15 protein-coding genes are annotated in these 21,262 nt (G+C 71.4%); 5 read left to right on the top strand and 10 right to left on the bottom strand.

What is annotated here, in order from left to right:
* Position 1 precedes the first annotated feature (1 nt).
* A complete protein-coding gene (add, locus tag JOD65_RS10505; protein WP_191196659.1) occupies positions 2-1,030 on the top strand; it encodes an adenosine deaminase in 1,029 nt (342 codons plus the stop codon).
* Between the two features lie 72 nt (positions 1,031-1,102).
* Here add and JOD65_RS10500 read toward each other — a convergent pair whose 3' ends face one another.
* From JOD65_RS10500 to JOD65_RS10485, 4 genes are all read right to left on the bottom strand, one after another.
* Entirely contained in the window at positions 1,103-1,585 is a 483-nt protein-coding gene (locus JOD65_RS10500) for a methylated-DNA--[protein]-cysteine S-methyltransferase (protein WP_191196658.1), read from the bottom strand.
* Between the two features lies 1 nt (position 1,586).
* Positions 1,587-3,101 carry an AlkA N-terminal domain-containing protein gene (locus tag JOD65_RS10495; protein WP_191196657.1) on the bottom strand — a complete coding sequence of 505 codons (1,515 nt, stop codon included), beginning with the start codon at positions 3,099-3,101 and terminating at the stop codon, positions 1,587-1,589.
* A gap of 111 nt (positions 3,102-3,212) precedes the next feature.
* Positions 3,213-3,908, bottom strand: a complete 696-nt coding sequence (locus JOD65_RS10490; RefSeq protein WP_307821078.1) for a response regulator — start codon at positions 3,906-3,908, stop codon at positions 3,213-3,215.
* Complete coding sequence (locus JOD65_RS10485) at positions 3,905-5,515, bottom strand: sensor histidine kinase (protein WP_204811103.1); 1,611 nt, start codon at positions 5,513-5,515, stop codon at positions 3,905-3,907. Before JOD65_RS10485 ends, JOD65_RS10490 begins: the two co-directional genes overlap by 4 nt.
* 95 nt (positions 5,516-5,610) lie before the next feature.
* Between JOD65_RS10485 and JOD65_RS10480 the strand changes: the two genes are divergently transcribed.
* From JOD65_RS10480 to JOD65_RS10465, 4 genes are read left to right on the top strand one after another with little or no spacing between them, the layout of a single operon-like run.
* A complete protein-coding gene (locus JOD65_RS10480) occupies positions 5,611-6,636 on the top strand; it encodes a Bug family tripartite tricarboxylate transporter substrate binding protein (protein WP_191196655.1) in 1,026 nt (341 codons plus the stop codon).
* Complete coding sequence (locus tag JOD65_RS10475; RefSeq protein WP_191196654.1) at positions 6,633-7,169, top strand: tripartite tricarboxylate transporter TctB family protein; 537 nt, start codon at positions 6,633-6,635, stop codon at positions 7,167-7,169. The genes JOD65_RS10480 and JOD65_RS10475 overlap by 4 nt, the downstream gene beginning before the upstream one ends.
* Entirely contained in the window at positions 7,169-8,722 is a 1,554-nt protein-coding gene (locus JOD65_RS10470; protein ID WP_191196653.1) for a tripartite tricarboxylate transporter permease, read from the top strand. The genes JOD65_RS10475 and JOD65_RS10470 overlap by 1 nt, the downstream gene beginning before the upstream one ends.
* Positions 8,719-9,126, top strand: a complete 408-nt coding sequence (locus JOD65_RS10465) for a universal stress protein (protein ID WP_204811101.1) — start codon at positions 8,719-8,721, stop codon at positions 9,124-9,126. Before JOD65_RS10470 ends, JOD65_RS10465 begins: the two co-directional genes overlap by 4 nt.
* A 6-nt stretch (positions 9,127-9,132) precedes the next feature.
* Here JOD65_RS10465 and JOD65_RS10460 read toward each other — a convergent pair whose 3' ends face one another.
* The 6 genes from JOD65_RS10460 to JOD65_RS10420 all read right to left on the bottom strand — a co-directional run bounded on the left by JOD65_RS10460 (position 9,133) and on the right by JOD65_RS10420 (position 21,107).
* The gene (locus JOD65_RS10460) at positions 9,133-9,672 is read right to left on the bottom strand and encodes a copper resistance CopC family protein (RefSeq protein ID WP_191196652.1); all 540 of its coding nucleotides are present in this window, start codon (positions 9,670-9,672) and stop codon (positions 9,133-9,135) included.
* Entirely contained in the window at positions 9,669-10,805 is a 1,137-nt protein-coding gene (locus JOD65_RS10455) for an inositol-3-phosphate synthase (protein ID WP_191196651.1), read from the bottom strand. Before JOD65_RS10455 ends, JOD65_RS10460 begins: the two co-directional genes overlap by 4 nt.
* Before the next feature lie 48 nt (positions 10,806-10,853).
* A complete protein-coding gene (locus JOD65_RS10450; RefSeq protein ID WP_191196650.1) occupies positions 10,854-11,861 on the bottom strand; it encodes a sugar phosphate isomerase/epimerase family protein in 1,008 nt (335 codons plus the stop codon).
* A gap of 280 nt (positions 11,862-12,141) precedes the next feature.
* Complete coding sequence (locus JOD65_RS23255; protein ID WP_191196649.1) at positions 12,142-18,597, bottom strand: ThuA domain-containing protein; 6,456 nt, start codon at positions 18,595-18,597, stop codon at positions 12,142-12,144.
* 159 nt (positions 18,598-18,756) lie between these two features.
* Positions 18,757-19,917: a xylose isomerase gene (gene xylA / locus JOD65_RS10425; RefSeq protein WP_191196648.1), complete on the bottom strand. Its 1,161-nt coding sequence runs from the start codon at positions 19,915-19,917 to the stop codon at positions 18,757-18,759.
* Positions 19,914-21,107 (bottom strand): Gfo/Idh/MocA family protein, encoded by a 1,194-nt coding sequence (locus tag JOD65_RS10420; protein WP_191196647.1) that lies wholly within the window; start codon positions 21,105-21,107, stop codon positions 19,914-19,916. The genes xylA and JOD65_RS10420 overlap by 4 nt, the downstream gene beginning before the upstream one ends.
* Between the last annotated feature and the right edge of the window lie 155 nt (positions 21,108-21,262).

Raw genomic sequence — 21,262 nt, 5'->3', positions numbered from 1 at the left:
CATGGAGGCGCTCGCGCGCGCACTCGACGCGTTGCCCAAGGTCGACCTGCACTGCCACGTCGAGGGCACGATGCGGCCGACGACGATGGTCGAGCTGGCCCGCAAGAACGGCGTCACCCTTCCGAGCGACGACCCCTCGGAGCTCTACACCTACTCCTCGCTCGACGAGTTCCTCGCTGTCTTCTGGCTCGTCCAGTCGACCCTCGTCGATCGCGACGACTGGGCCCGTCTGGCCTACGAGGCGGTGACGGACAGCGCCCGGCACGGCGTCGTCCACCAGGAGTGCTTCTTCACCCCGGCCCGCCATCTCGCGGGCGGCCAGGACCTCGCAGTCATCGTCGCCGGGCTCGACGAGGGCCTGGGCGCGGCCGAGGCGGAGACCGGCACGACGTGCCGGTTGATCGCCGACATGGACCGTGCGTTCGGCCCGGAGGCCGGTCGACAGCTCGTCGACGAGCTGGTCGACCTGAGGTCGGCGCGAGCACCCGGCACGGACCGGGTGATCGGCATCGGCATGGACTCGACCGAGCTCGCCGTCGACTCCACGACCTACGCACCGGCCTACGACGTCGCCCGCGTCGCGGGACTCCGGTTGACCGGCCACCAGGGGGAGAACTCCGGCGCGCAGCAGATCGCCGACTGCCTCGACGCCCTCGGACTCGAACGGGTGGACCACGGCGTGCCGGTCCTCGACGATGCCGTGCTGACCTCGCGGATGGTCGAGGAGCGCATCCCGATCACGGTCTGTCCGACGTCCAACGTCGTCATCGCCCACTGCTTCGAACGTCTCGAGGACCATGTCCTCCCCCAGATGCGCGCGGCCGGTCTGCTCGCGACCGTCAACACCGACGACCCGGCACTGAGCGACCTCGACCTCGGCCGGGAGTACGCCGCCGTGGCGAAGGCCTTCGGCTGGGGTTGGGACCAGATGGTCGAGCTCGCCCTCGACGGGATCGAGGCGAGCTGGCTCGACGACTCGGAGAAGGCAGAGCTGCGGACCCTGGTGGCGATGGCGGACGGGCCGTCCTAGATCTCGACGCGACCCGTCACGGCTTCGTCCCTCAGCCGTGGGTCCTGCTCGATCTGGCCAGGCCCACGTGACTCAGAAGAGCGCGTCCTGCTCCAGCTCCAGCAGCTGCTGCTTGCGCTCGAGCCCGCCGGCGTACCCGGTCAGGGTGCCGTTGGCGCCGATGACGCGGTGGCACGGCACCACGATCGGGATCGGGTTGCGACCGTTGGCCAGGCCGACCGCTCGCGAGGCCGCGTTGGTCATGCCCAGCCGGCCGGCGATCTGGCCGTAGGACGCGGTCTCGCCGTAGCCGATGAGCCCGAGCTGGGTCCACACGCGGCGCTGGAAGTCGGTACCGACCGGCGCGAGCGGCAGGTCGAAGTCGGTCAGCTCGCGCTCGAAGTACGCCGTCAGCTGTCGCACGGCCTCGGCGAGCACGGGGTCGTCGTCGGAGCGCTCGCCCAGCGGCCGGCCGTCCACCGGTTGGCGGAACGGGGAGAACTCGATCGCCACGATCGAGCCGTCGCGCTCGACGATGCGCAGGTCGCCCACGGGTGAGGGCATCACGGTCCACATGTCAGTTCTCCTCATCAGCGCGGGACGGCGCGGGGGTGTCGGGCATCAGGGTGTTCCAGAGGTGCATCAGGGCGTAGGAGCGCCACGGCCTCCAGCGCTCGGGGTCCGGGTCGCCGCCTTCGGGCGTGGTGAGTTCCACCAGCAGCCGGCGCACCGCGAGGTCGGTGGGAAGGAAGACGTCAGGATGCCCGAGCGCCCGCATCGCGACGTAGTCCGCCGTCCAGGGGCCGATGCCGGGCAGCTCCAGCAGCGCGCGTCGTACGTCGTCGCGGTCGGGGCCCCGGTCGAGCAGGACCCTCCCGTCGGCGAGCGCCGCGGCCAGCCCGACGAGCGCCCGGCCCCTCGCGCGCGGCATCGGCAGCGTGGTCGGGTCGACCGCCGCGAGGGTCGCGGCGTCGGGGAAGAGATGGGTCAGTCCCGGGACCTCGGACTGGATGGCTCGTCCGTGCTCGGCCACGAGCCGTCCAGCGACCGTGCGCGCGCCGGTGACGCTGACCTGCTGGCCGATGACCGTGCGGATCGCCGTCTCGTCGCCGTCGACCTGCCCGGGGACGCGCAGTCCCGGGGCGGCGCGGACGAGGTCGCCGAGCACCGGGTCGGCGGCGAGGTGTTCGTCCACCGCGCGCGGGTCGCAGTCGGCGTCGAGCAGGCGGCGTACGCGCTCGCTGGCGGCCGCGGTGTCGCGCAGGTCCTCGAGCCGGAACTCGGCGGTGACGAAGCCGGTCCCACCGCCGGAGCGGTCCGAGGTGTCAGGGAGGTCGACCAGCTCGAGGCGCACGGTGCCGCTGCCGTGGGGCAGGTCGAGCGTGCGGGCGTACCAGCCGGGTGCGGCGACCTCGACGCCCGGCACGAGGTGGTGGGCGAGGAAGTCGAGCATCCGCCGCCCGGCGAACGGGGTGCGGACGGGCAGCCGCATGGTGACGGCGCCGGCGCTGCGGGCGCCCGTACGACGACCACGCAGCTCGCTGGGCGAGGACGCGTAGATCTCGCGGAGGGTCTCGTTGAACTGGCGGACACTGGCGAAGCCGGCCGCGAAGGCCACGTCGGTCAGCGGCAGGTCGGTGGTCTCGATGAGCACCCGCGCGCTCTGGGCGCGACGCGCCCGGGCCAGCGCCAGCGGACCCGCGCCGAGCTCCTGGGTCAGGAGGCGGCCGAGGTGGCGCGGGGTGTAGCCGACCCGGCGGGCCAGCCCGTCGACCCCCTCCCGGTCGACGAGCCCGTCGGCGATCAGGCGCATCGCACGCCCGGCGACGTCGGCGGCGACGTCCCACTCCGGGCTGCCGGGCGTCGCGTCGGGCAGGCAGCGCTTGCAGGCGCGGAAGCCGGCGGCGTGCGCACTCGCGGCGGTGGGGTGGAACGTGACGTTGCCCGGTGCCGGGGTCCGCGCCGGGCACGAGGGCCGGCAGTAGATGCCGGTGGTCCGGACGGCGGTGTAGAACACCCCGTCGAAGCGGCGGTCCCTGCTGCTGACGGCGCGGTAGCAGGCCTCGGTGTCGAGGTGCCCGGTCGGTGTCATGACCCGAGCCTGTCACCCGGAGGCACCCTGCACCAGCGGAAATCGGACACCGCCGTCGACGCCCGGGAGACCGCGGCCGCGATCCCGGTCGTGCACCGGGCTCGCGGCTGACTAGGCCTGTCCGGCCGGGCGGTAGCGGCGCTCGGGGCGTCCGGCTCCGCCGTACTGCAGGCGTACGACGGCGGCTCCGCGGGCGACGAAGTGCTCGAGGTAGCGGCGCGCGGAGACGCGGGAGATGCCGACGAGGTCCGCGCACTCCGCCGCGGAGAGCTCGCCGGCGCTGCGGAGCGCGTCCTGCACCGCCTCGGCGGTCTCCGGGCTGAGTCCCTTGGGCAGGCTCACCGGCGGCGACGGGGCCGCCGCGGCGGCGCCGAACACCGCGTCGATGTCGTCCTGGCCGGGCGCCCCCGATCCGGAGAGCGCGAGCTGCGCGGCGCGGAAGGTCTCCAGCCGGACGCGCAGGTCCTCGTAGTCGAACGGCTTGACGAGGTAGTGGACCGCTCCCCCGGACGCCGCGGCCCGGACCGTGTCGGCCTCACGCGCGGCGGTCACCATCAGCACCCCGACGTCGTCCCCACCGCCCCGGAGCCGCCGCAGCACGTCGATGCCGGTCATGTCGGGAAGGTGGACGTCGAGCAGCACCAGGTCGGGTCGCAGGCGGGCGATGTCGTCGAGGGCGGCCTGGCCGCTGCTGGCGACCCCGACGACGACGAAGCCCTCGGTGCGCTCCACGAACTGGGTGTGGATGCGCGCGACCATGAAGTCGTCGTCGACCACCAGCACCGTCAGGTCGTCCGTCGCACTCACCCGACCTCCACTCCCGGCAACCGCACCTCGAAGACCGCGCCCGTGCCGTCCTCGCCGGCACCGACTCCGACGGAGCCTCCCCGACGCTCGCAGACGACCTGCACGAGCGCCAGTCCGACACCCCGCCCCTCGACCGTCGGCCCCTTGGAGCTCCAGCCGCGGCGGAAGATCCGGCCCACCTCGTCCGGCGGGACACCGGGGCCGGTGTCGGCCACCGCCACCCGGACCACGTCGCCCTCGAGGCTCAACGCGACCTCCACCGACGTGCCGCCGACCGACACGGACGCGTCGACGGCGTTGTCGACCAGGTTGCCCAGCACCGTGCCGACGTCGGTGGAGGCCTCGGGGTCGAGCCGGGGCAGGCTGCTGTCGGCGGCGATGCGGAGGTCGACGCCCCGCTCGACCGCGAGGCTCGTCTTGGCGATGAGGAGCGCCGCGACGGCCGGGTCCTCGACGTGCGCCAGCACCGCGTCGGAGATCTCCCGGCGGCGCCGGCTCAGCGTGCCGACGAGCCGCGACACCTCGTCGTACTCCCCGAGCTGCACGAGACCGGAGATGGTGTGGAGCTGGTTGTGGAACTCGTGGGTCTGCGCCCGCAGGGTGTTCGTGATCGACTCGCGTGCGCTGAGCTCGCTCTGCAGCGCGAGCAGCTCGGTGCGGTCACGCAGGGTCGTCACCGACGCGACGCGCCGCCCGCCCTCGACGACCGGGTTGCGGTTGACCACCAGCACCCGCTCACCCAGCACGACGACGTGGTCGCGGATCGCCGCGTCGTCGGACAGCAGGTCGCGCACGGCCGGGTCGAGGTCGAGGTCGTCGACCCGGCGGCCCTCGACGTCGCCGTCGAGGCCGATGAGCTCGCGCGCGCTGTCGCTCAGCACGGTGACGGTGCCGTCGTCGGCCACGGCGACCACGCCCTCGCGGATCGAGTGCAGGAGCGCCTCACGCTGGTCGGCCAGGGCCGCGATCGCTGCGGGCTCCAGGCCGCGCGTACGACGGCGGATCAGCCGCGAGAGCAGGAACGCCCCGGCCACGCCGAGCCCCAGGGCGAACCCGGCGAAGGTGAGGAGGTCGGGCAGCACGCTGCGGGCCCGCTCGGTCCACGACGGGTAGGACTGGGCCACCATCGAGATCCCGACGAGGTCGCCCTGGTCGTCGATGATCGGCACCTGGGCCGCGATCGCGCGCTCGCCGAAGTCGTCGACGTCACCGGTCCACGTGCGCAGCTGCTGCACGGTGCTCGAGCCGAGGTCGATGTGCTGGTCGCGACCGCCGAAGTCGCTGCTGACGAGCACCCGCCCCTCGGGGTCGGTGAGGTAGACGCCGCTGGCCTGCACGTTGGTGCGCACCCGCTGGGTGTACGACGTCAGCGTCCCGCGTCTGCTCTCGACCCGGTCCGCGACGAAGGCGTCGCGGACGACCGCGGTGTTGGCCATCGACTCCGCCGCCGCGCGCAGCCGAGCACCGCGGGTGTCACGGAAGTCGGCGTCGCTCTGCTGCACCGACACGATGCTCGCCAGCGCCACGACGGCGAGGAGCACCGTCAGCTGCAGCACCAGGAACTGGCCGGCGAGCGTCGCCGGCCACCAGCGCGAGCGTGACCACAAGTTCCACAACCTCCATTGCTTACCCAACCGTGACGTCCGCCACAGGAGTCTCCCACCATCGTCACGTCGGAACCGATCCGAGAGATGGAGACCACATGCTGCGCCAAAGCACCAGGCGGAACGGGCGAACCGGGAGGACCAGGCGGGCCGCGGCCGCGCTGACGGCCCTCGCCGGCGTCGTGCTGCTCGCCACCGGCTGTGGGGTGACCCGTGGGCCCCAGAGCGCCGACGACCTCACGATGCTGATCCCCAACAGCCCGGGTGGAGGCTACGACCAGACCGGTCGCACCGCCATCGCGGTGATGGAGAACGCCGACATCAGCCCCGGCTCGTTCGAGGTCACCAACGTGATCGGCGCCGGCGGCTCGGTCGCCATGACGCGACTGATGAACGCCGAGGGCGACGAGCGCACCATGATGACCGCCGGCCTCGGCGTCGTCGGGTCGCTCTACTCCTTCGGCGCCCCCTACAAGCTCGACGACGCGACGCCGCTGGCCCAGCTCATCGAGGACCAGGAGGGCGTGCTGGTCCCGGCCGACTCGCCCTTCAAGACGATCGACGACCTCGTCGCGGCCTGGGAGGAGGACCCCGACTCGGTCGTCATCGGCGGCGGGTCGTCACCGGGCGGCCCCGACCACCTGTTCCCGATGCAGCTGGCCACCGCGGTCGGCGTCGACCCCCGCGAGCTGCGCTACGTCGTGTACGACGGCGGCGGCCCGCTGACCACCGCCCTGCTCGGCAACAAGATCGACGTCGGCTTCTCCGGCGTCGGCGAGTTCGAGGGGCCGCTGTCCTCCGGCGAGCTGCGCCTGCTGGCCGTGTCCGGCGAGGAGCGGCTCAAGGGCGAGGGGGTCAGCGAGTCCCCCACCCTGACCGAGGCCGGCATCGACCTGGTCTTCACCAACTGGCGCGGCGTCTTCGCGCCCCCCGGCATCAGCGACAAGCGGCGTGACGAGCTGATCGCGATGCTCGAGGAGATGCACGACACCCCCGAGTGGAAGCAAGCCCTCGAGGACAACGGCTGGATCGACGAGTTCAAGACCGGCGACGAGTTCACGACGTTCCTCCAGGAGCAGGACGAGCGCGTCGCCACCACCCTCGAGGAGCTGGACCTGCTGTGAGCACATCACTCGACACCCCCACTACCGCGGAGTCCCCGCGGGAGACACCCGGTCCCGACCGCGACCTCGCCCAGCTCGGCCTCGCCGCGCTGCTGGTCGTCGTCGGCGCCTACACCTTCTGGGAGGCCACCACGCTGCGCGTCGGCTTCGGCGACCCGGTCGGTCCGCGCGTCTTCCCCTACGTCATCGGCGCCGTCACCGTGCTGCTCGGCATCCTGCTGGTGATCGCCACCCTGCGTGGCGACGTGCCCCAGGCGGAGGGCGGCGAGGACGTCGACCTGCGCCACCCCGCCGACTGGACGACCGTCCTCAAGCTGGTCGGGGTGCTGCTGTTCACCGTCCTGACGATCACGTTTCTCGGCTGGGCCGTGAGCGGGGCGCTGCTGTTCATCGGATCGGCGTGGTCCCTCGGGAGCCGCACGCTCGTGCGTGACGTCATCGTCGGCTTCGTGCTCTCCGTGGCCAGCTGGTACTTCTTCCACGAGGGCCTGGGCGTCATCCTCCCGGCCGGGATCCTGGACGGGGTGCTCTGATGGAGAACCTCGGACTGCTCGTGGACGGCTTCGGTTCCGTCCTCACCCCGGAGAACCTGCTCTACGCCGTCATCGGCGTGCTCCTCGGCACCTTCGTCGGCGTCCTGCCGGGCATCGGCCCGGCCATGGCGGTCGCGCTGCTGCTGCCCGTGACCTACGGCCTCGAGCCGATCTCGGCCTTCATCATGTTCGCCGGCATCTACTACGGCGGCATGTACGGCGGCTCGACCACCGCGATCCTGCTCAACACGCCCGGCGAGTCCGCGTCGGTGATGACGGCCCTCGAGGGCAACCTCATGGCACGGGCCGGACGAGCCGCACAGGCGCTCGCGACCGCGGCGATCGGCTCCTTCATCGCCGGCACGATCGGCACGCTCCTCGTCGTGTTCTTCGCCCCGGCACTGGCATCGGTGGCGGTCGAGATCGGCGCCCCGTCCTACTTCGCCCTCATGGTGCTGGCGATGGTCATGGTCACCAGCGTGCTCGGCGGATCGCCCCTGCGCGGCTTCATCGCGCTCTTCCTCGGCCTCACCATCGGCCTGGTCGGCCTCGACCTCAACACCGGCCAGTCGCGGCTGAGCTTCGACCAGCCGCTGCTGGCGGACCGCATCGACGTGGTCGTCGTCGCGGTCGGCATCTTCGCCCTGGGCGAGGCACTCTGGGTCGCTGCCCACCTGCGTCGCAGCCCCGCCCACGTCATCCCCGTCGGACGCCCGTGGATGAGCCGCTCCGACCTGAAGCGGTCGTGGGGACCCTGGCTGCGCGGCACGGCGTACGGCTTCCCGTTCGGCGCGCTGCCGGCCGGCGGCGCCGAGATCCCGACGTTCCTGTCCTACATCACCGAGAAGCGGATCGCCGCCCGCAAGGGCCACGACGACTTCGGCAAGGGCGCGATCGAGGGCGTGGCCGGCCCGGAGGCGGCCAACAACGCCTCGGCCGCCGGCACCTTCGTCCCGCTGCTCGCGCTGGGCCTGCCCGTGACGGCCACCTCCGCCGTCATGCTGGCCGCCCTGCAGGGCTACGGCATCGAGCCCGGTCCCGGGCTGATGACCGACCAGCCGGAGCTGGTGTGGGCCCTGCTGGCCAGCCTGCTCATCGGCAACGTGCTGCTGCTGGTGCTCAACCTGCCGCTCGCCCCGCTCTGGGCCAAGCTGCTGCGCATCCCGCGCCCCCAGCTCTACGCGGGGATCCTGTTCTTCGCCGCCCTGGGTGCGTACGCCGCCAACCTGCAGGCGTTCGACCTCTTCCTGCTGCTCCTGCTGGGCCTCCTCGGCCTGATGATGCGGCGCTTCGCGCTCCCGGTCCTGCCGCTGATCCTCGGCGTGATCCTCGGGCCGCTCATGGAGTTCCGGCTCCGCGAGGCGATGGCCATCTCGGGTGGTGACGTCTCCGCGCTGTGGAGCGAGCCGCTCGCCATCGTGATCTACGTGGTGGTGTCGATCGCCGTGGTCGCACCGTTCGCGGTGCGCCGGCTGCGCCCGACCCCCGCCGCGGTGGCCGCGGACCAGAGCCTGACGACCGACGACACCCAGACGGAGGAGAAGGTGCGATGAACGACCGTGCGAGCGTGATCGTGGTGGGCTGGACGCCCGACGAGTTCGGCGAGGTCGCGCTGCACCGCGGCGTCGAGGAGGCGAGGCTCCGCGGAGGTCGCGTAGTGGTGGTCAACGCCACCCGCGGTGACGCGCTGGTGGACGACCGCTTCGCCGACGACGAGCAGCTGGGCCGCCTGACCGCGGAGCTGGCCTCCAGCGGCGTCGAGGTCGACGTACGACGCTCGATGGGCGCCGACGTCGGCGACCAGGTCCTCGCGGTGGCCCAGGACGCCTCCGCCGACCTCGTCGTGATCGGCCTGCGCCGGCGCTCCCCCGTGGGCAAGCTGCTCATGGGCAGCGTCGCGCAGCGCATCCTGCTCGGTGCGGACTGCGCCGTGCTGGCGGTGAAGCCCGCCGGCTAGATCCGGCTAGGTCGCGCTCGGGGCAGCGCGGCGCCGGTGCCGGATGACCAGCGCGCAGGCCCCGGACAGCAGCACCACGCCGGCCGGCACGACGACCCCGCGGAGCACTCCGTCGGGGTCGTCGCCGTCGCCGGACGACGAGGACGCCGCTCCCACCTCGTCGGGCGTGCCGTCGCCCACCTCGAAGCGGATCTCGCCGGCCATCTCGTGGCCGTCGGAGGACACGACGTCATAGGTCAGCGTGTAGGCACCGTCGGGACCCGACCAGAGGTTCTGCCGGACCTCGGGTCCGGTCGCGGTGGGCGTGCCGTTGGCGACGCTCCCGTCGGGCCCGGTGACGGTCACCTCGTGCACCTCGGCGACCGGACCGGTGAAGGTGAGGATCGCCCGCGAGGGCATGGCACGCAGCACCCCCGACTCGGACGGGTCGGAGAAGAGGAGCTCGTCGTGGGCCGCAGCCGGAGGCACCGCGGCCCAGCAGAGGACGGTCGCCACGGCCGCGAGGACGAGCCGGACGGCTCCTCGCCGCGCAGCCGTGCCCGTCATGAGCCGAGCCCCGCCCGCCACGCCACCAGGTCGTCCCACTGCTGGGACAGGCGGTGCTCGGTGGCGCCGACGGGGTCCTTGAAGAAGAAGGCGAGAGCAGTCAGCGGACCCGGCCGGCCGGCCGCGTGCGCGGCGGACACCAGGCGTGCCAGGTCGAGGACGAGCGGCGCGGCGAGCGCGGAGTCGCACCCCTCCCAGGTGAGCTGGAGCGTCATGCGGGTGCCGAGGAAGCCGTCGAATCGCACGTGGTCCCACGCCGTCTTCCACTCCCCCAGGTCCTCCACCTGGTCGATGTGCATGGGGCCCGGGACGGGGCGTCCGACGATGGCGTCGAGCCCGCTGCGCTTCGCGACGGTCTTGCTCCGCGCGGCCTCGGGGTCGGCGAGGGTCGCCCCGTCGCCACCGCCGAGGAGGTTGACCGAGGTCCACGACCGCAGCTCGAGGGCCCGCATCACGAACATGGGGGCGAGCGCGGACTTGAGCAGCGTCTCCCCGGTCTTGCCGTCGCAGCCTGCCCAGGGCAGGCCGCTGCGACGCGCAGCCTCGACGACGACCGGGAGCCGCAGGCACGGGCTGGGCGTGAACGACACGAAGGGCGCGCCGGCGCGGAAGGCCGCCAGCGCGTAGACCGCCCCGACCGGCAGCGCGTCGTCGACCACCGTCATCGAGTCGGGGTCCGGCACCGGAGGCTGGGTGCTGGCGACGTCGACGACGACCACCCGGTCGAGGTGGTGCCGGTCGCGGAAGTCCGCGATGTCGCCGGCGAGCCGCTCCACCGCCTCGGCGGCGGTGGCCGAGCCCGCGACGTGGCCCGGGCGCACCTCGGCGTCGACGGTCTCGAGGTGGGAGCGGGCGGCACCCACCAGGGCGGGTGGCACGACACCGCCCGCAGCCAGCTCCTCCGCCCGCTTGGGCAGCGAGTGGGAGCTGACGTCGTGGCCGCCGAAGACCAGCCCCGCGAGGGACGGCAGGCCGTCGGGCTCCAGCTCCGGCAGCTCGGTCACGAGAGCGGTGGTCGGTGCGAGGCCATGCGCCACGGCGTACGCACCGACCACCGCTGTGGTGGCCACCGAGCCCCGCGCACCCACGAACCACACGCCTGTCCTGGCCGTCACCTGGGGCGTGGGGGTCATGTCGTCCTCCTCGGACGGATGGGCGGGGGCCCAGCGGACATCAGGGGGTCAGGACGAGGTCGAGAACGCCGCGTCGAAGGCCGCGGTCGGCGCGTCGAAGGCGAGCCGGCGCACGAACTCCAGCGCCTCGGGGGCTCCGACGAGACGGTCCATCCCGGCGTCCTCCCACTCCACGGAGATCGGGCCGTCGTAGCCGATCGTGTTGAGCATCCGGAACGACGCCTCCCACGGGACATCGCCGTGACCGGTGGACACGAAGTCCCAGCCGCGGCGGGGGTCGGCCCAGGCCAGGTGCGAGCCCATGCGGCCGTTGCGGCCGTTGCCGACCTGACGCTTCGCGTCCTTGCAGTCGACGTGGTAGATCCGGTCCTTGAAGTCCCACAGGAAGCCGACCGGGTCGAGGTCCTGCCAGACGAAGTGCGAGGGGTCCCAGTTGAGACCGAAGGCCTCGCGGTGGCCGATGGCCTCGAGCGCCGCGACCGTGGTCCAGTAGTCGTAGGCGATCTCGGACGGGTGCACCTCGTGGGCGAAGCGGACGCCCTCGCTGTCGAAGACGTCGAGGATCGGGTTCCACCGGTCCGCGAAATCCTGGTAGCCCGCGTCGACGAGGGCCTGGGAGGCCGGCGGGAACATGGCGACGTACTTCCAGATCGAGGACCCGGTGAAGCCGACCACGACGTCGACGCCCAGCTTGCGCGCCGCCCGGGCGGTCATCTTCATCTCCTCCGCAGCTCGCTGGCGCACGCCCTCGGCGTCGCCGTCGCCCCAGATACGGTCGGGCAGGATGTCGCGGTGGCGCGCGTCGATCGGGTCGTCGCAGACCGCCTGGCCCTTCAGGTGGTTGCTGATGGCGAACACCTGGAGGTCGTACTTCTTGAGCATCTCGAGCTTGGCCGGGACGTAGGACTCGTCCTCCACCGCCGCCCACGGGTCGAAGTGGTCGCCCCAGCAGGCGAGCTCGAGGCCGTCGTAGCCCCAGCCCGACGCGAGCTTGCACATCTCCTCGAACGGCAGGTCGGCCCACTGGCCGGTGAACAGGGTGACGGGGCGTGGCATGTGTGCTCCTCAGGGTGTGGTGGTGCGTTCGGCTGGTTCTGGTCGTGCTGGTCAGGTGGATCAGGGTGGTGGTCGCGCGGACCGGTGCCGGGACGGAGCGCCGTGTCCCGGCACCGGCCGCTTGGGGGCGGCGCCTCGCGGCGCCACCCCCCGCCCGGACGGGGGCCCGGCCACCGGGGCGCACGCAGGGCCGATCCTGCGTACGCACCGGTCACCTCACCCGAGGGTGATGTGCTGGCCGAGCCGCCCACCTTCGGACGTCTCGTGCTCGGACCGGCGCCTACAGCTGGGACTTCAGCGTCCGCGACAGGCGCTTGAGAGCGAGCTTCACCTCCTTGTCCTTCACCCGCGACGCGAGCCGCTCGACCTTCTTGAGCGACCGGAGGGCCTGGCCCGCGTCCTTGCGCCGTTCGGCACGCTTGGCGGACGCCAGCTCCTCCTTCAGCTTCGCGGCGAGCTTCGGACCGACGAGTCCTTCGTCGGCGAGCCGCTTGACGAGCTTCTTGCCGGCGCCGTAGGACCCGACCACCCGGAAGGTGACGGTCTGCGACGCCTGGTTGCCCGCCTCGTCGAGGACGGTGACCTCGAGCTCGTGCGTGCCCGGCGACAGTGACATCGCAGCGATCCGCACCGGTGCGCTCACCACCTTGCCGTCGAGACGGACCACCTGCTCGGCGGCGCCGGACGTGGCGTCCGAGACCCTCACCCGAGCGGTGCGGACCGCGGCGACGTCGAGCTTCGCCCCGTCGGCGATGCCGTCCACGGCCACGGTGGGCGCGGTGGCGTCCATCTTGACGGTGAGCGTGCTGATCGCCGACGTGGTGCCTGCTGCGTCGGTCGCGCGAGCCTGGACGAGGGTGACCCCGTCATTGGCCACCCGGAACGGCGCGGTGTACGCCGTCCAGGTGCCGTTGCCACCGATGCGGTACTCGAGGCCCAGCTTCCCCTCACCGCCGGCTCCCGTGAGGGAGACGGTGACCGGTGAGGTGAACCAGTTGGCACGGCCGTTGGCCGCGGCGGGTGCCGTGGTCAGGCTGACCGACGGCTTGGCCGGCTCGACGGGCTCGCCCGGCTCGCTGACCGTGACCTCGAGCTGACCGCCGGCGGTGTTGCCCGCCTTGTCGGTCGCGCGGTAGCGCACCAGGTAGGTGCCCGGCTCGTCGAACGACAGCGGCTCGGTGTAGTCCTTCCACCCCGCCTCCTCGACGCTGTACTCGATCTTGTCCACGCCCGAGGTGGCGTCGGTGGCGGTCAGCGTGACCGTCTTGGTGCTGCCGCCGGTCTCGGCACTGGTGACGACCGGAGGCGCGGTGTCGACCTTGACGGCCTGCGACCGGGCCGTCTCCACGTTGCCCGCGGCGTCGGTCGAGCGGTACTCAACCAGGCGCTCGCCCTCACCGGTCACGGGGACCGCGATGGAGTATTCCTCCCACTTACCGCCGTCGATGCGGTACTCGGTCGAGGCGACGCCCGACCCGCCCGTCTCGTCGGTGGCAGCGAGGGTGAACGACGGACGGCTGGTGTGCCACGCGTCCGTGCCCGTGGCCGCCGGCACGCTGATCGTCGCGGTCGGTGCGACCGTGTCGATCTTCACCGTCAGCGACTTCGTCGCCTCCACGTTGCCGGCCTCGTCGGTCGAGCGGTACTCGACCAGGCGTGAGCCCTCACCCGTGACCTGGACGGCACCGGTGTAGGGCGTCCAGTCGCCCCCGGCGATGCGGTACTCGGTCGAGGCGACGCCCGACCCGTCCGTCTCGTCGGCAGCGGCCAGGGTGAACGACGGCCGCGTCGTGTACCAACCGGCCTGGCCGGTGGCGTCCGGGATGGAGATGGTCGTCGTCGGCGCCGTGGTGTCGCCCGGCTCCTCGCCACCCGGCTCGCAGGTGTCGTCCTCACCGAGGGTGAAGAAGTCGAAGCTCGACGTGATCCCGGCTCCAGCCGTCTGGTTGGCGGCGGAGAGCAGGCCGATGCGTGGGTTGGTGATGCCGGCGAGGCTGTAGCCCGCCGCCATGTCCGTCCACGACTCACCGTCGGTGCTGTAGCTGCCGAGGACCTCGATGCCGTCCTCGCTGGTCAGGCGCAGCCACACGGTGCTCGGGAACCCGGCCCCGAGGCCCGGCGTGTTGGTCTCGACGGCCGTGCCAGTGGTCTCACGAGCCGTCTGGATGATGTTGGACGCGGCGTTGGGGTCGGTGCTGCGTCCCTGGAAGACGTGCTTGAGGTAGTTGTCGTCGTCTCCGTAGATGAGCAGGCCTGCCGACTGGTAGGACCTGTTGATCGGTGCGGTGACCTTGGTCGTGGTGACGAACGGACCCTCCGGCAGGTCGCGGAGGACCAGGTCGCGGGCGGTGTTCGTCGTCTGGTAGAGGTCGGTCGCCTCCATCGGGATCTTCAGCGAGCTGCCGGAGACCGTGAGGTTGCCGCTGGGGCGGACCGTCGTCCAGTCCGAGCCCAGCGCGTTGCCGTCGAACTGCTCCACGACGCACGGCGGGCTGCACTCGACAGCGGTGTCGTCCGGCGTGATGGTGAAGTAGTCGAACTCGGCGGTGATGTTGTCAGCCGCTCCCGCAGCCGTGCTGCCCAGGGCGAGCAGGCCGACCTTGGGTGCCGTGATGCCGGTCAGGTCGCGGGGCGCGGCCGTGCCGTTCGACGTCGTGATCGGGAGCCACGTGGCCCCGTCGGTGCTGTAGGTGGGAGTGACGACGTTGCCGTCGGTGCTCGTCATCCGCAGCCACACGGTGTCGGGGAAGGTCGCGCCGAGGTTGGTGGAGTTGGACTCCGACGCCGTGCCGTTGACCTCCTTGGCGAACTGGATGACGTTGGCTGCCTTGCTGCCCGCCGCGGCCGTGGATCGACCCGAGTAGACGAGCTTGAGGTAGTTGTTGTCATCGCCGTAGACGATCAGTCCACCCTGCTGGTAGCCGCGGACGGCAGGCAGCGTGAGCTTGGTCGTGACCTCGAACCTGCCGGCCGGCAGGTCCTGCAGGACGATGTTCGGCGTGGTGTTGGTGGTCTGGTAGATGTCCGAGTTGGTGAGCGGGATGTTGAGCGTCCCGTCGGCCACGGTCATGGCCTGGTTGACCCGAACGTTGCGGTTCCACCTGGTGCTGTCGAGCTCGTTGCCCACGAAGTCGTCGGAGCGTCCGCTGAAGCAGATGTCCTTGGCGGCTGTCGCGGTGATCTCCGTCGTGCGGGTGCTCTTGGCCCCCCGCGAGTCGGTGACCGTCAGCGAGACGACGTACTTGCCCGGAGCGGTGTAGGTGTGGCTGGGGTTGGCCTCCGTCGAGGTCGAGGCCTCGCCGTCGCCGAACTTCCAGGCGTAGGTGACCGGGGTGTCACCGTCCGGGTCGGTCACCGTGCTGGTGAACGACACCGGGAGCGGCACCTCGCCCGTGGTGGTGCTGGCGTTGATGGCGACCGCCGGCGGCTGGTTGTCGGTGATGCCCCGGCCCTTGAACTCGAGCCAGTTGACGTTGGCCCCACCCGTGGTGGCGACGAAGTAGAGCGCCTCGCTGGAGGCCGAGGCCCCGCTGAACGTCGTCGTCACGTCCTGGTAGGTCTGGGCGCCTCCGGTGTTGGGCACGTCGAGCGTGCCGATCACCGTGCCGGTGGGCGAGCCCTGGCGCACCTCGAACGAAGCGCCCGCGGTGCTCGACGCGGCGCGCATGGTGACGCCCGTGATGCCGGTGAGGTTCATGACGTTCCAGCGGAACCAGTCGCCGGCCTCGACGCCGGTGACGTTCTGGCCACCGCCCGTGTCGGTCGTGGTCTGCGTCGTGACACCTGCCGAGCCGGTGGTGTTGCTGCCGGTGCGGCCGGTGGCGTCGTAGAACTCGGCCTCCTTGTGCTTGGTGTGCAGGACGATGCCGTCGACGCTGGTGAGCGCCCCGGCCGCGCCGTTGCCCTTGTCGGTGTAGGTGGCCTTGATGGTGCCGAAGATGTTGGCGCCCACGTGGCCGGCGTCACCGGGCAGCGGGAACGAGCCCTCGCAGCCGGTGTACTGCTCGTAGTCGTGCGAGTGCTGGTCGTGGCCGAGGCCCGGCTGGACGACGACGTCGTCGCAGTCGATCTCGCCGTCCTCGGCGTCGGTGACGACCACCTCGTAGTTGACGTAGTCACCGAAGTCGAAGAACCCACCGTCCTTCGGCAGGACCAGCTCGACGCTAGGGGCCGTGTTGCCGACCGTGATGTCGATGTTGGTCGTGCCCGTGCGGCCGTCCACGTCGGTCACCGTCAGCCGGGCTGTGTAGTTGCCCACCGTGGTGTACGTGAAGCTCGCGGTCGGCTCGGTGGCGTCGGTGGTGCCGTCGCCGGTGAAGTCCCACGCGTAGGTGAGGCCCGTGGCATCACCGGTGTCGGGGTCGAACGATGCCGACCCGTCGAACTCGACCGTCAGCGGGGCCGGACCGGACGTGCGGTTGGTCGTGGCCCTGGCCACCGGTGCGCGGTTGCCCTCGACGTAGTCGATGCGGTAGACGCCGGAGTCCGTGTTGTTGCCGTTGAAGCCGCTCCCCCACTCGATCATGTAGAGGGCGCCGTCCGGCCCGAACTGCAGGGCGTGCGGGCGCTGCATGGGCAGGTTGGAGAGGAACCGGTTGATGTCGGTGTAGCCGGTGCCGGCCTCGTTCATCTGCACGGTGAACAGTCGGTTGTTGTTCCAGTCGGCCCAGATCGCCTTGCTGTCGAAGTACTCGGGCCACTTGCGGTCCGAGTCGAGTTCGGGGTCGTAGGAGTAGGTGCCCGAGGTCATCGGGGCACCGCTCGCCCCGATCTCCGGGGTGCCGGTGATCGAGGCGTTGTTGCTCTGCCAGATGACCGCGGCCTTCGCCGGCGGCAGGTTGGTCAGGCCCGTGTTGTTGGGCGAGTCGTTGACCGGCGCGCTGCAGTTGAACGTCGCACCTGCGGTGCTGCTGGCGAAGTTGTAGTCGTTGTAGGGCGTGTTGTTGCCCACGCAGTAGGGCCAGCCGTAGTTGCCCGGCTCGTCCAGCACGTTCCACTCCACGCGGCCGTTGGGCCCACGGGTGGCGCTCACGGAGCCGGCGTCGGGACCGTAGTCGGCGACGAGGAGGTTGTTGTTCTGCTCGTCGAGCCCGATGCGGAACGGGTTGCGGAAGCCCATGGCGTAGATCTCGGGGCGGGTCTTCTGCTGGGTGTCGGCCGCCTCGTCGAAGAGGTTGCCCGCGGGGACCGTGTAGCCACCGTCGGCCTTCGGGGTGATCCGGAGGACCTTGCCGTTGAGGCTGTTGGTGTTGCCCGACGTGCGCTGGGCGTCCCACGCGCTGCGGTCGGGACGCTCGTCGATCGGCGAGTAGCCACCGGAGTCGAACGGGTTCGTGTTGTCGCCCGTGGCGAGGTACAGGTTGCCCATGTTGTCGAACTCCATCGACCCACCCGCGTGGCAGCACTCGTTGCGCTGCGTCGGGACGTCGAGGATCGTCGTCGCCGTGTTGAGCTGCAGCGTGTCGCCCGACATCGTGAAGCGCGAGATGCGGTCGACGGACTCCGAGCCGGTCGGCGAGTAGTAGAGGTAGACCCAGTTGTTCGTGGCGAAGTCGGGGTCCAGCGCGATGCCGAGCAGGCCGAACTCCTGGCCCGTGTAGACCGGGACCGTGCCCGCGGTCAGCACGCTGCCGTTCTCCTTGATGATGCGCACGGCGCCGTTGCGGTCGATGTAGAACACCCGACCGTCATCGGCGATGGTGAGCTCCATGGGGTTGGAGGTGTTCTCGTCGAGGGCCACCTTCTCGAAGCTGGGCGTCAGGGTCGCCTTGCAGTCCGAGTCCACGACACCGGCGGCGGTCTGGATGCCGCCGAGGATGTGGCCGAGGAAGGCCGGGTCGACGAAGGACGCCTCGGTGTGACCCATGCCGGTGTACCAGCTGCGGCCGCCGTCGTAGTCCTGGCACCAGGCGATCGGGTGCTCGTTGCCCATGGCACCCCCGCCGGGGGCGTAGGTGGTCTCGTCCAGCGACGCCAGCACGTGGAGCTTGGTGCGGGGGTTGGCCGCCGGGTTGGTCCGGAAGTTGTACCACTCGTCGGTGCGCTGCCAGCGGCGCTGGATGCCGGCGGTGGAGGGGTGCGCGGGGTCCTCGACCTTGACGGTCGCGGTGGGTGTGCCCGCCGGGTGGTTGTTGAAGTAGGCGCCGACGAGATTGCCGTACCAGGGCCAGTCGTACTCGGTGTCGGACGCCGCGTGGATGCCGGCGTAACCGCCGCCCGCCTGGATGTAGCGCTCGAACGCGGCCTGCTCGGACGGGTTGAGCACGTCACCGGTGGTGGAGAGGAAGATGACGACCTCGTACTGCTCGAGGTTGGCGTCGTTGAAGGCGCTGCTGTCCTCGGTGGCCGTCACGGTGAAGTTGTTGGTCGCGGCGAGCGACTGGATCGCGGTCGTCGCCTCGTCGATGTTGGAGTGGCGGAACGCAGCCGTCTTGGAGAAGAGGAGCGCGTCGAACGACTCCTCCGCGGCCGCGGCGGCGGAAGCCTTCGGGTCGGCGGTCCACGGGACCGCGTCGCGCAGGGTGCTCGCGGTCTCTTCAGTGGCGGCCTTCTCGGACGCCTTGGGGGCCTTCTTCGCGTGGGTGTCAGTGGCGGCGGCGCGCTCGGGGCTCGGTGCCGCAGTGGCCGTGGAGGCCAGCCCGATGGTCGCGCCCAGCGGCAGCGACACGATCAAGGCCATGGTGGAGCCGACCGCGACGCGGGAGCGCCTCTGCAGTCGCGTGATGAGTCTGTTCATCACGATCCCTTCTCTGGTGACGGATGTGCGCTCCATCAGTTCCGGGGCGGGTCCCCGGGCGTTCGGCCCTTGTCGTGCGGTCCAGCGGTGCTGCGGTCATGCGGTCGGGACAGGTGTGTGCCCGGCGGGTTCGGCGCCCGCCGGGCCCACGGTGGTCGGTCAGCGGACTCCCAACAGGTGCTCGAGCGCGAGCTGGTCGAGCGCCTCCTGGCCGACGCTGCGGGTGGCGAGGCCCTCGACGTCGTACGACGCCGCGCGGAGGTCGGCGAGCGACTCCCCCTCGCCGAGGGTCGGGGTGCGCAGGGTGCCGATCTCGGCGGCCTCGAGGGCCGCGACGACGTCGGGGTCGGCGCGGAAGGCCTGGACCTTGTCGCGCAGGATCAGGTAGTTGCGCATGCACCCGCGGGCGGACTCCCAGACACCGTCCATCGCCTCGGCGCGCGGCGGCTTGAAGTCGAAGTGGACGTAGCCGTCGTACGCCTTGCCGGTGCCGGCACCCAGGAGCGCGTCGACGGTCCAGAAGGCGCCGCGCACGTTGCCCGCCCCGAAGCGCAGGTCCTGGTCGAAGCGCGGACCGTGCTGGCCGTTGAGGTCGACGTGGAAGAGCTTGTCGTGCCACAGCGCCTGGCTGATGCCGTGGGCGAAGTTGAGGCCGGCCATCTCCTCGTGGCCCACCTCGGGGTTGAGGCCGACCATGTCGGGGTCGTCGAGCTCGGAGATCAGCGCGAGGGCGTGGCCGATGGTCGGCAGCAGGATGTCGCCGCGCGGCTCGTTGGGCTTGGGCTCGAGCGCGAACCGCATGTCGTAGCCCTGGTCCTTGACGTAGGCGCAGAGCAGGTTGAGCGACTCGCTGTAGCGGTCGAGCGCGGCCTGGACGTCCTTGGCGGCTCCGTGCTCGGCGCCCTCGCGACCACCCCACAGCACGAACGTCTTGGCGCCCAGGGACGCCGCCAGGTCGATGTTGCGCAGCGCCTTGGCGAGCGCGTAGCGCCGCACCTCGCGGTTGTTGGCGGTGAGCGCGCCCTCCTTGAACACCGGGTGTCCGAAGAGGTTGGTGGTCACCATCTCGACGGCGAGGCCGGTGTCGGCCAGCGCCTTCTCGAAGCGCTCGAGCACGGCGTCGCGCTTGTCGTCGTCGGGGACGAGGTCGTCGTCGTGGAAGGTGACGGCGGCTGCGCCGAGCTCGGCGAGCTGGTAGGTCGCGTCGACCGGATCGAGGAGGGCACGGGAGCCGGGCCCGAACACGTCGGTGCCCTGCCATCCCACCGTCCAGAGGCCGAACGAGAACTTGTCCTCAGGGGTCGGGGTGTAGTCGGTCATGCGGGGATCTCCTGCCACGAATCGTTGTCAGAGCTGGTCTCGACCGCGGCCAGGACGCGTTGCACCTGGAGTCCGTCGGCAAAGGTTGGGGTGGGATCGGTGCCGTCCGCGATCGCGCGGACGAGGTCGACGGCCTGGTGGATGAAGCCGTGCTCGTAGCCGATGACGTGGCCGGGCGGCCACCACGCACCCACGTAAGGGTGCTGGGCCTCGGTGACGAGGATCCGGCGGAACCCGGCGGTGCCGGCGTCCTCCGTGCCGTCGAAGAAGTGGAGGACGTTCATGTCCTCGAAGTCGAAGGCGATGCTGCCGCGCGAGCCGTTGATCTCGATGCGGATCGCGTTCTTGCGGCCCGAGGCGAAGCGGGTCGCCTCGAAGACGCCCATCGCTCCCCCGCGGAAGTCTGCGAGGAAGGTCGCGGCGTCGTCCACGGTGACCTTGCCGGTGCCCGTGCCGGCCGTGCCGGAGAGGCCGGCGTGCTCGCTGGGGAGCGGCCGCTCGTCGACGAAGGTGCGCAGCCGGCCGGAGACGCGGGTGATGGTGTCGCCGGTGATGAACTGGGTGATGTCGATGATGTGGGCGCCGATGTCGCCGAGCGCCCCGGAACCGGCCTTGTCCTTCTCCAGGCGCCACGACAGCGGTGCCTGCGGGTCGACGATCCAGTCCTGGAGGTACTGGGCACGCACGTGGTGCAGGGTGCCGAGGCGTCCCTCGGCGACGAGCTGCCGGGCGAGGGAGATGGCCGGCACGCGCCGGTAGGTGAAGCCGACCATGGCGCGTACGCCGTCGGCAGCCGCACGCTCGGCGGCGCGGGTCATCGCCTCGGCCTCCTCGACGCTGTTGGCCAGCGGCTTCTCGCACAGGACGTGCTTGCCGGCCTCGAGGGCGGCGATCACGATCTCGGCGTGGGTGTGGCCGGGGGTGCACACGTCGACGAGGTCGATGTCGTCGCGCTCGACCAGGGCCTGCCACGACGTCTCGGTCGACTCCCAGCCGAGGCGCTCGGCCGCGGCGCGGACGCCCTCGGCGTCACGACCGGCGACGGCGGCCATCCGGGGACGGAGCGGCAGGTCGAAGAAGCGGGGGGCGGTGCGCCAGGCGTGGGAGTGCGCGGCGCCCATGAAGGCGTAGCCCACCATGCCGACCGACAGGTCGCGTCGGCCATCAGGGGTTTCGGGAGTGGTGGTCATCGGACCTCCTCGTGGGCAAGGGTGCGGGATTCAGGGGCGCGCGAGGGCGCAGTCGGGAGACGCCCTGTCGTGTGGACCGGGCGGCTGCTGACGTGCTGTGGGTGGTGCTGGTGCCCCATCGGGGCGGTGGTGCCGCGGCGGCTCCCGGGTGGGGA

The sequence above is a fragment of the Nocardioides cavernae genome (genome assembly GCF_016907475.1).
Lineage (GTDB): Bacteria > Actinomycetota > Actinomycetes > Propionibacteriales > Nocardioidaceae > Nocardioides > Nocardioides cavernae.
This window is presented reverse-complemented; position numbering and strand designations above follow the sequence as displayed.

Excerpts from the sequence above, each read along its gene's own strand:
- JOD65_RS10465 (WP_204811101.1), top strand. The coding sequence starts at position 8,719 with ATGAACGACCGTGCGAGCGTGATCGTGGTGGGCTGGACGCCCGACGAG.
- JOD65_RS10460 (WP_191196652.1), bottom strand. The coding sequence starts at position 9,672 with ATGACGGGCACGGCTGCGCGGCGAGGAGCCGTCCGGCTCGTCCTCGCG.
- JOD65_RS10455 (WP_191196651.1), bottom strand. The coding sequence starts at position 10,805 with ATGACCCCCACGCCCCAGGTGACGGCCAGGACAGGCGTGTGGTTCGTG.
- add (WP_191196659.1), top strand. The coding sequence starts at position 2 with ATGGAGGCGCTCGCGCGCGCACTCGACGCGTTGCCCAAGGTCGACCTG.
- JOD65_RS10480 (WP_191196655.1), top strand. The coding sequence starts at position 5,611 with ATGCTGCGCCAAAGCACCAGGCGGAACGGGCGAACCGGGAGGACCAGG.
- JOD65_RS10495 (WP_191196657.1), bottom strand. The coding sequence starts at position 3,101 with ATGACACCGACCGGGCACCTCGACACCGAGGCCTGCTACCGCGCCGTC.
- JOD65_RS10500 (WP_191196658.1), bottom strand. The coding sequence starts at position 1,585 with ATGTGGACCGTGATGCCCTCACCCGTGGGCGACCTGCGCATCGTCGAG.
- JOD65_RS10470 (WP_191196653.1), top strand. The coding sequence starts at position 7,169 with ATGGAGAACCTCGGACTGCTCGTGGACGGCTTCGGTTCCGTCCTCACC.
- JOD65_RS10420 (WP_191196647.1), bottom strand. The coding sequence starts at position 21,107 with ATGACCACCACTCCCGAAACCCCTGATGGCCGACGCGACCTGTCGGTC.
- JOD65_RS23255 (WP_191196649.1), bottom strand. The coding sequence starts at position 18,597 with ATGAACAGACTCATCACGCGACTGCAGAGGCGCTCCCGCGTCGCGGTC.
- JOD65_RS10450 (WP_191196650.1), bottom strand. The coding sequence starts at position 11,861 with ATGCCACGCCCCGTCACCCTGTTCACCGGCCAGTGGGCCGACCTGCCG.
- xylA (WP_191196648.1), bottom strand. The coding sequence starts at position 19,917 with ATGACCGACTACACCCCGACCCCTGAGGACAAGTTCTCGTTCGGCCTC.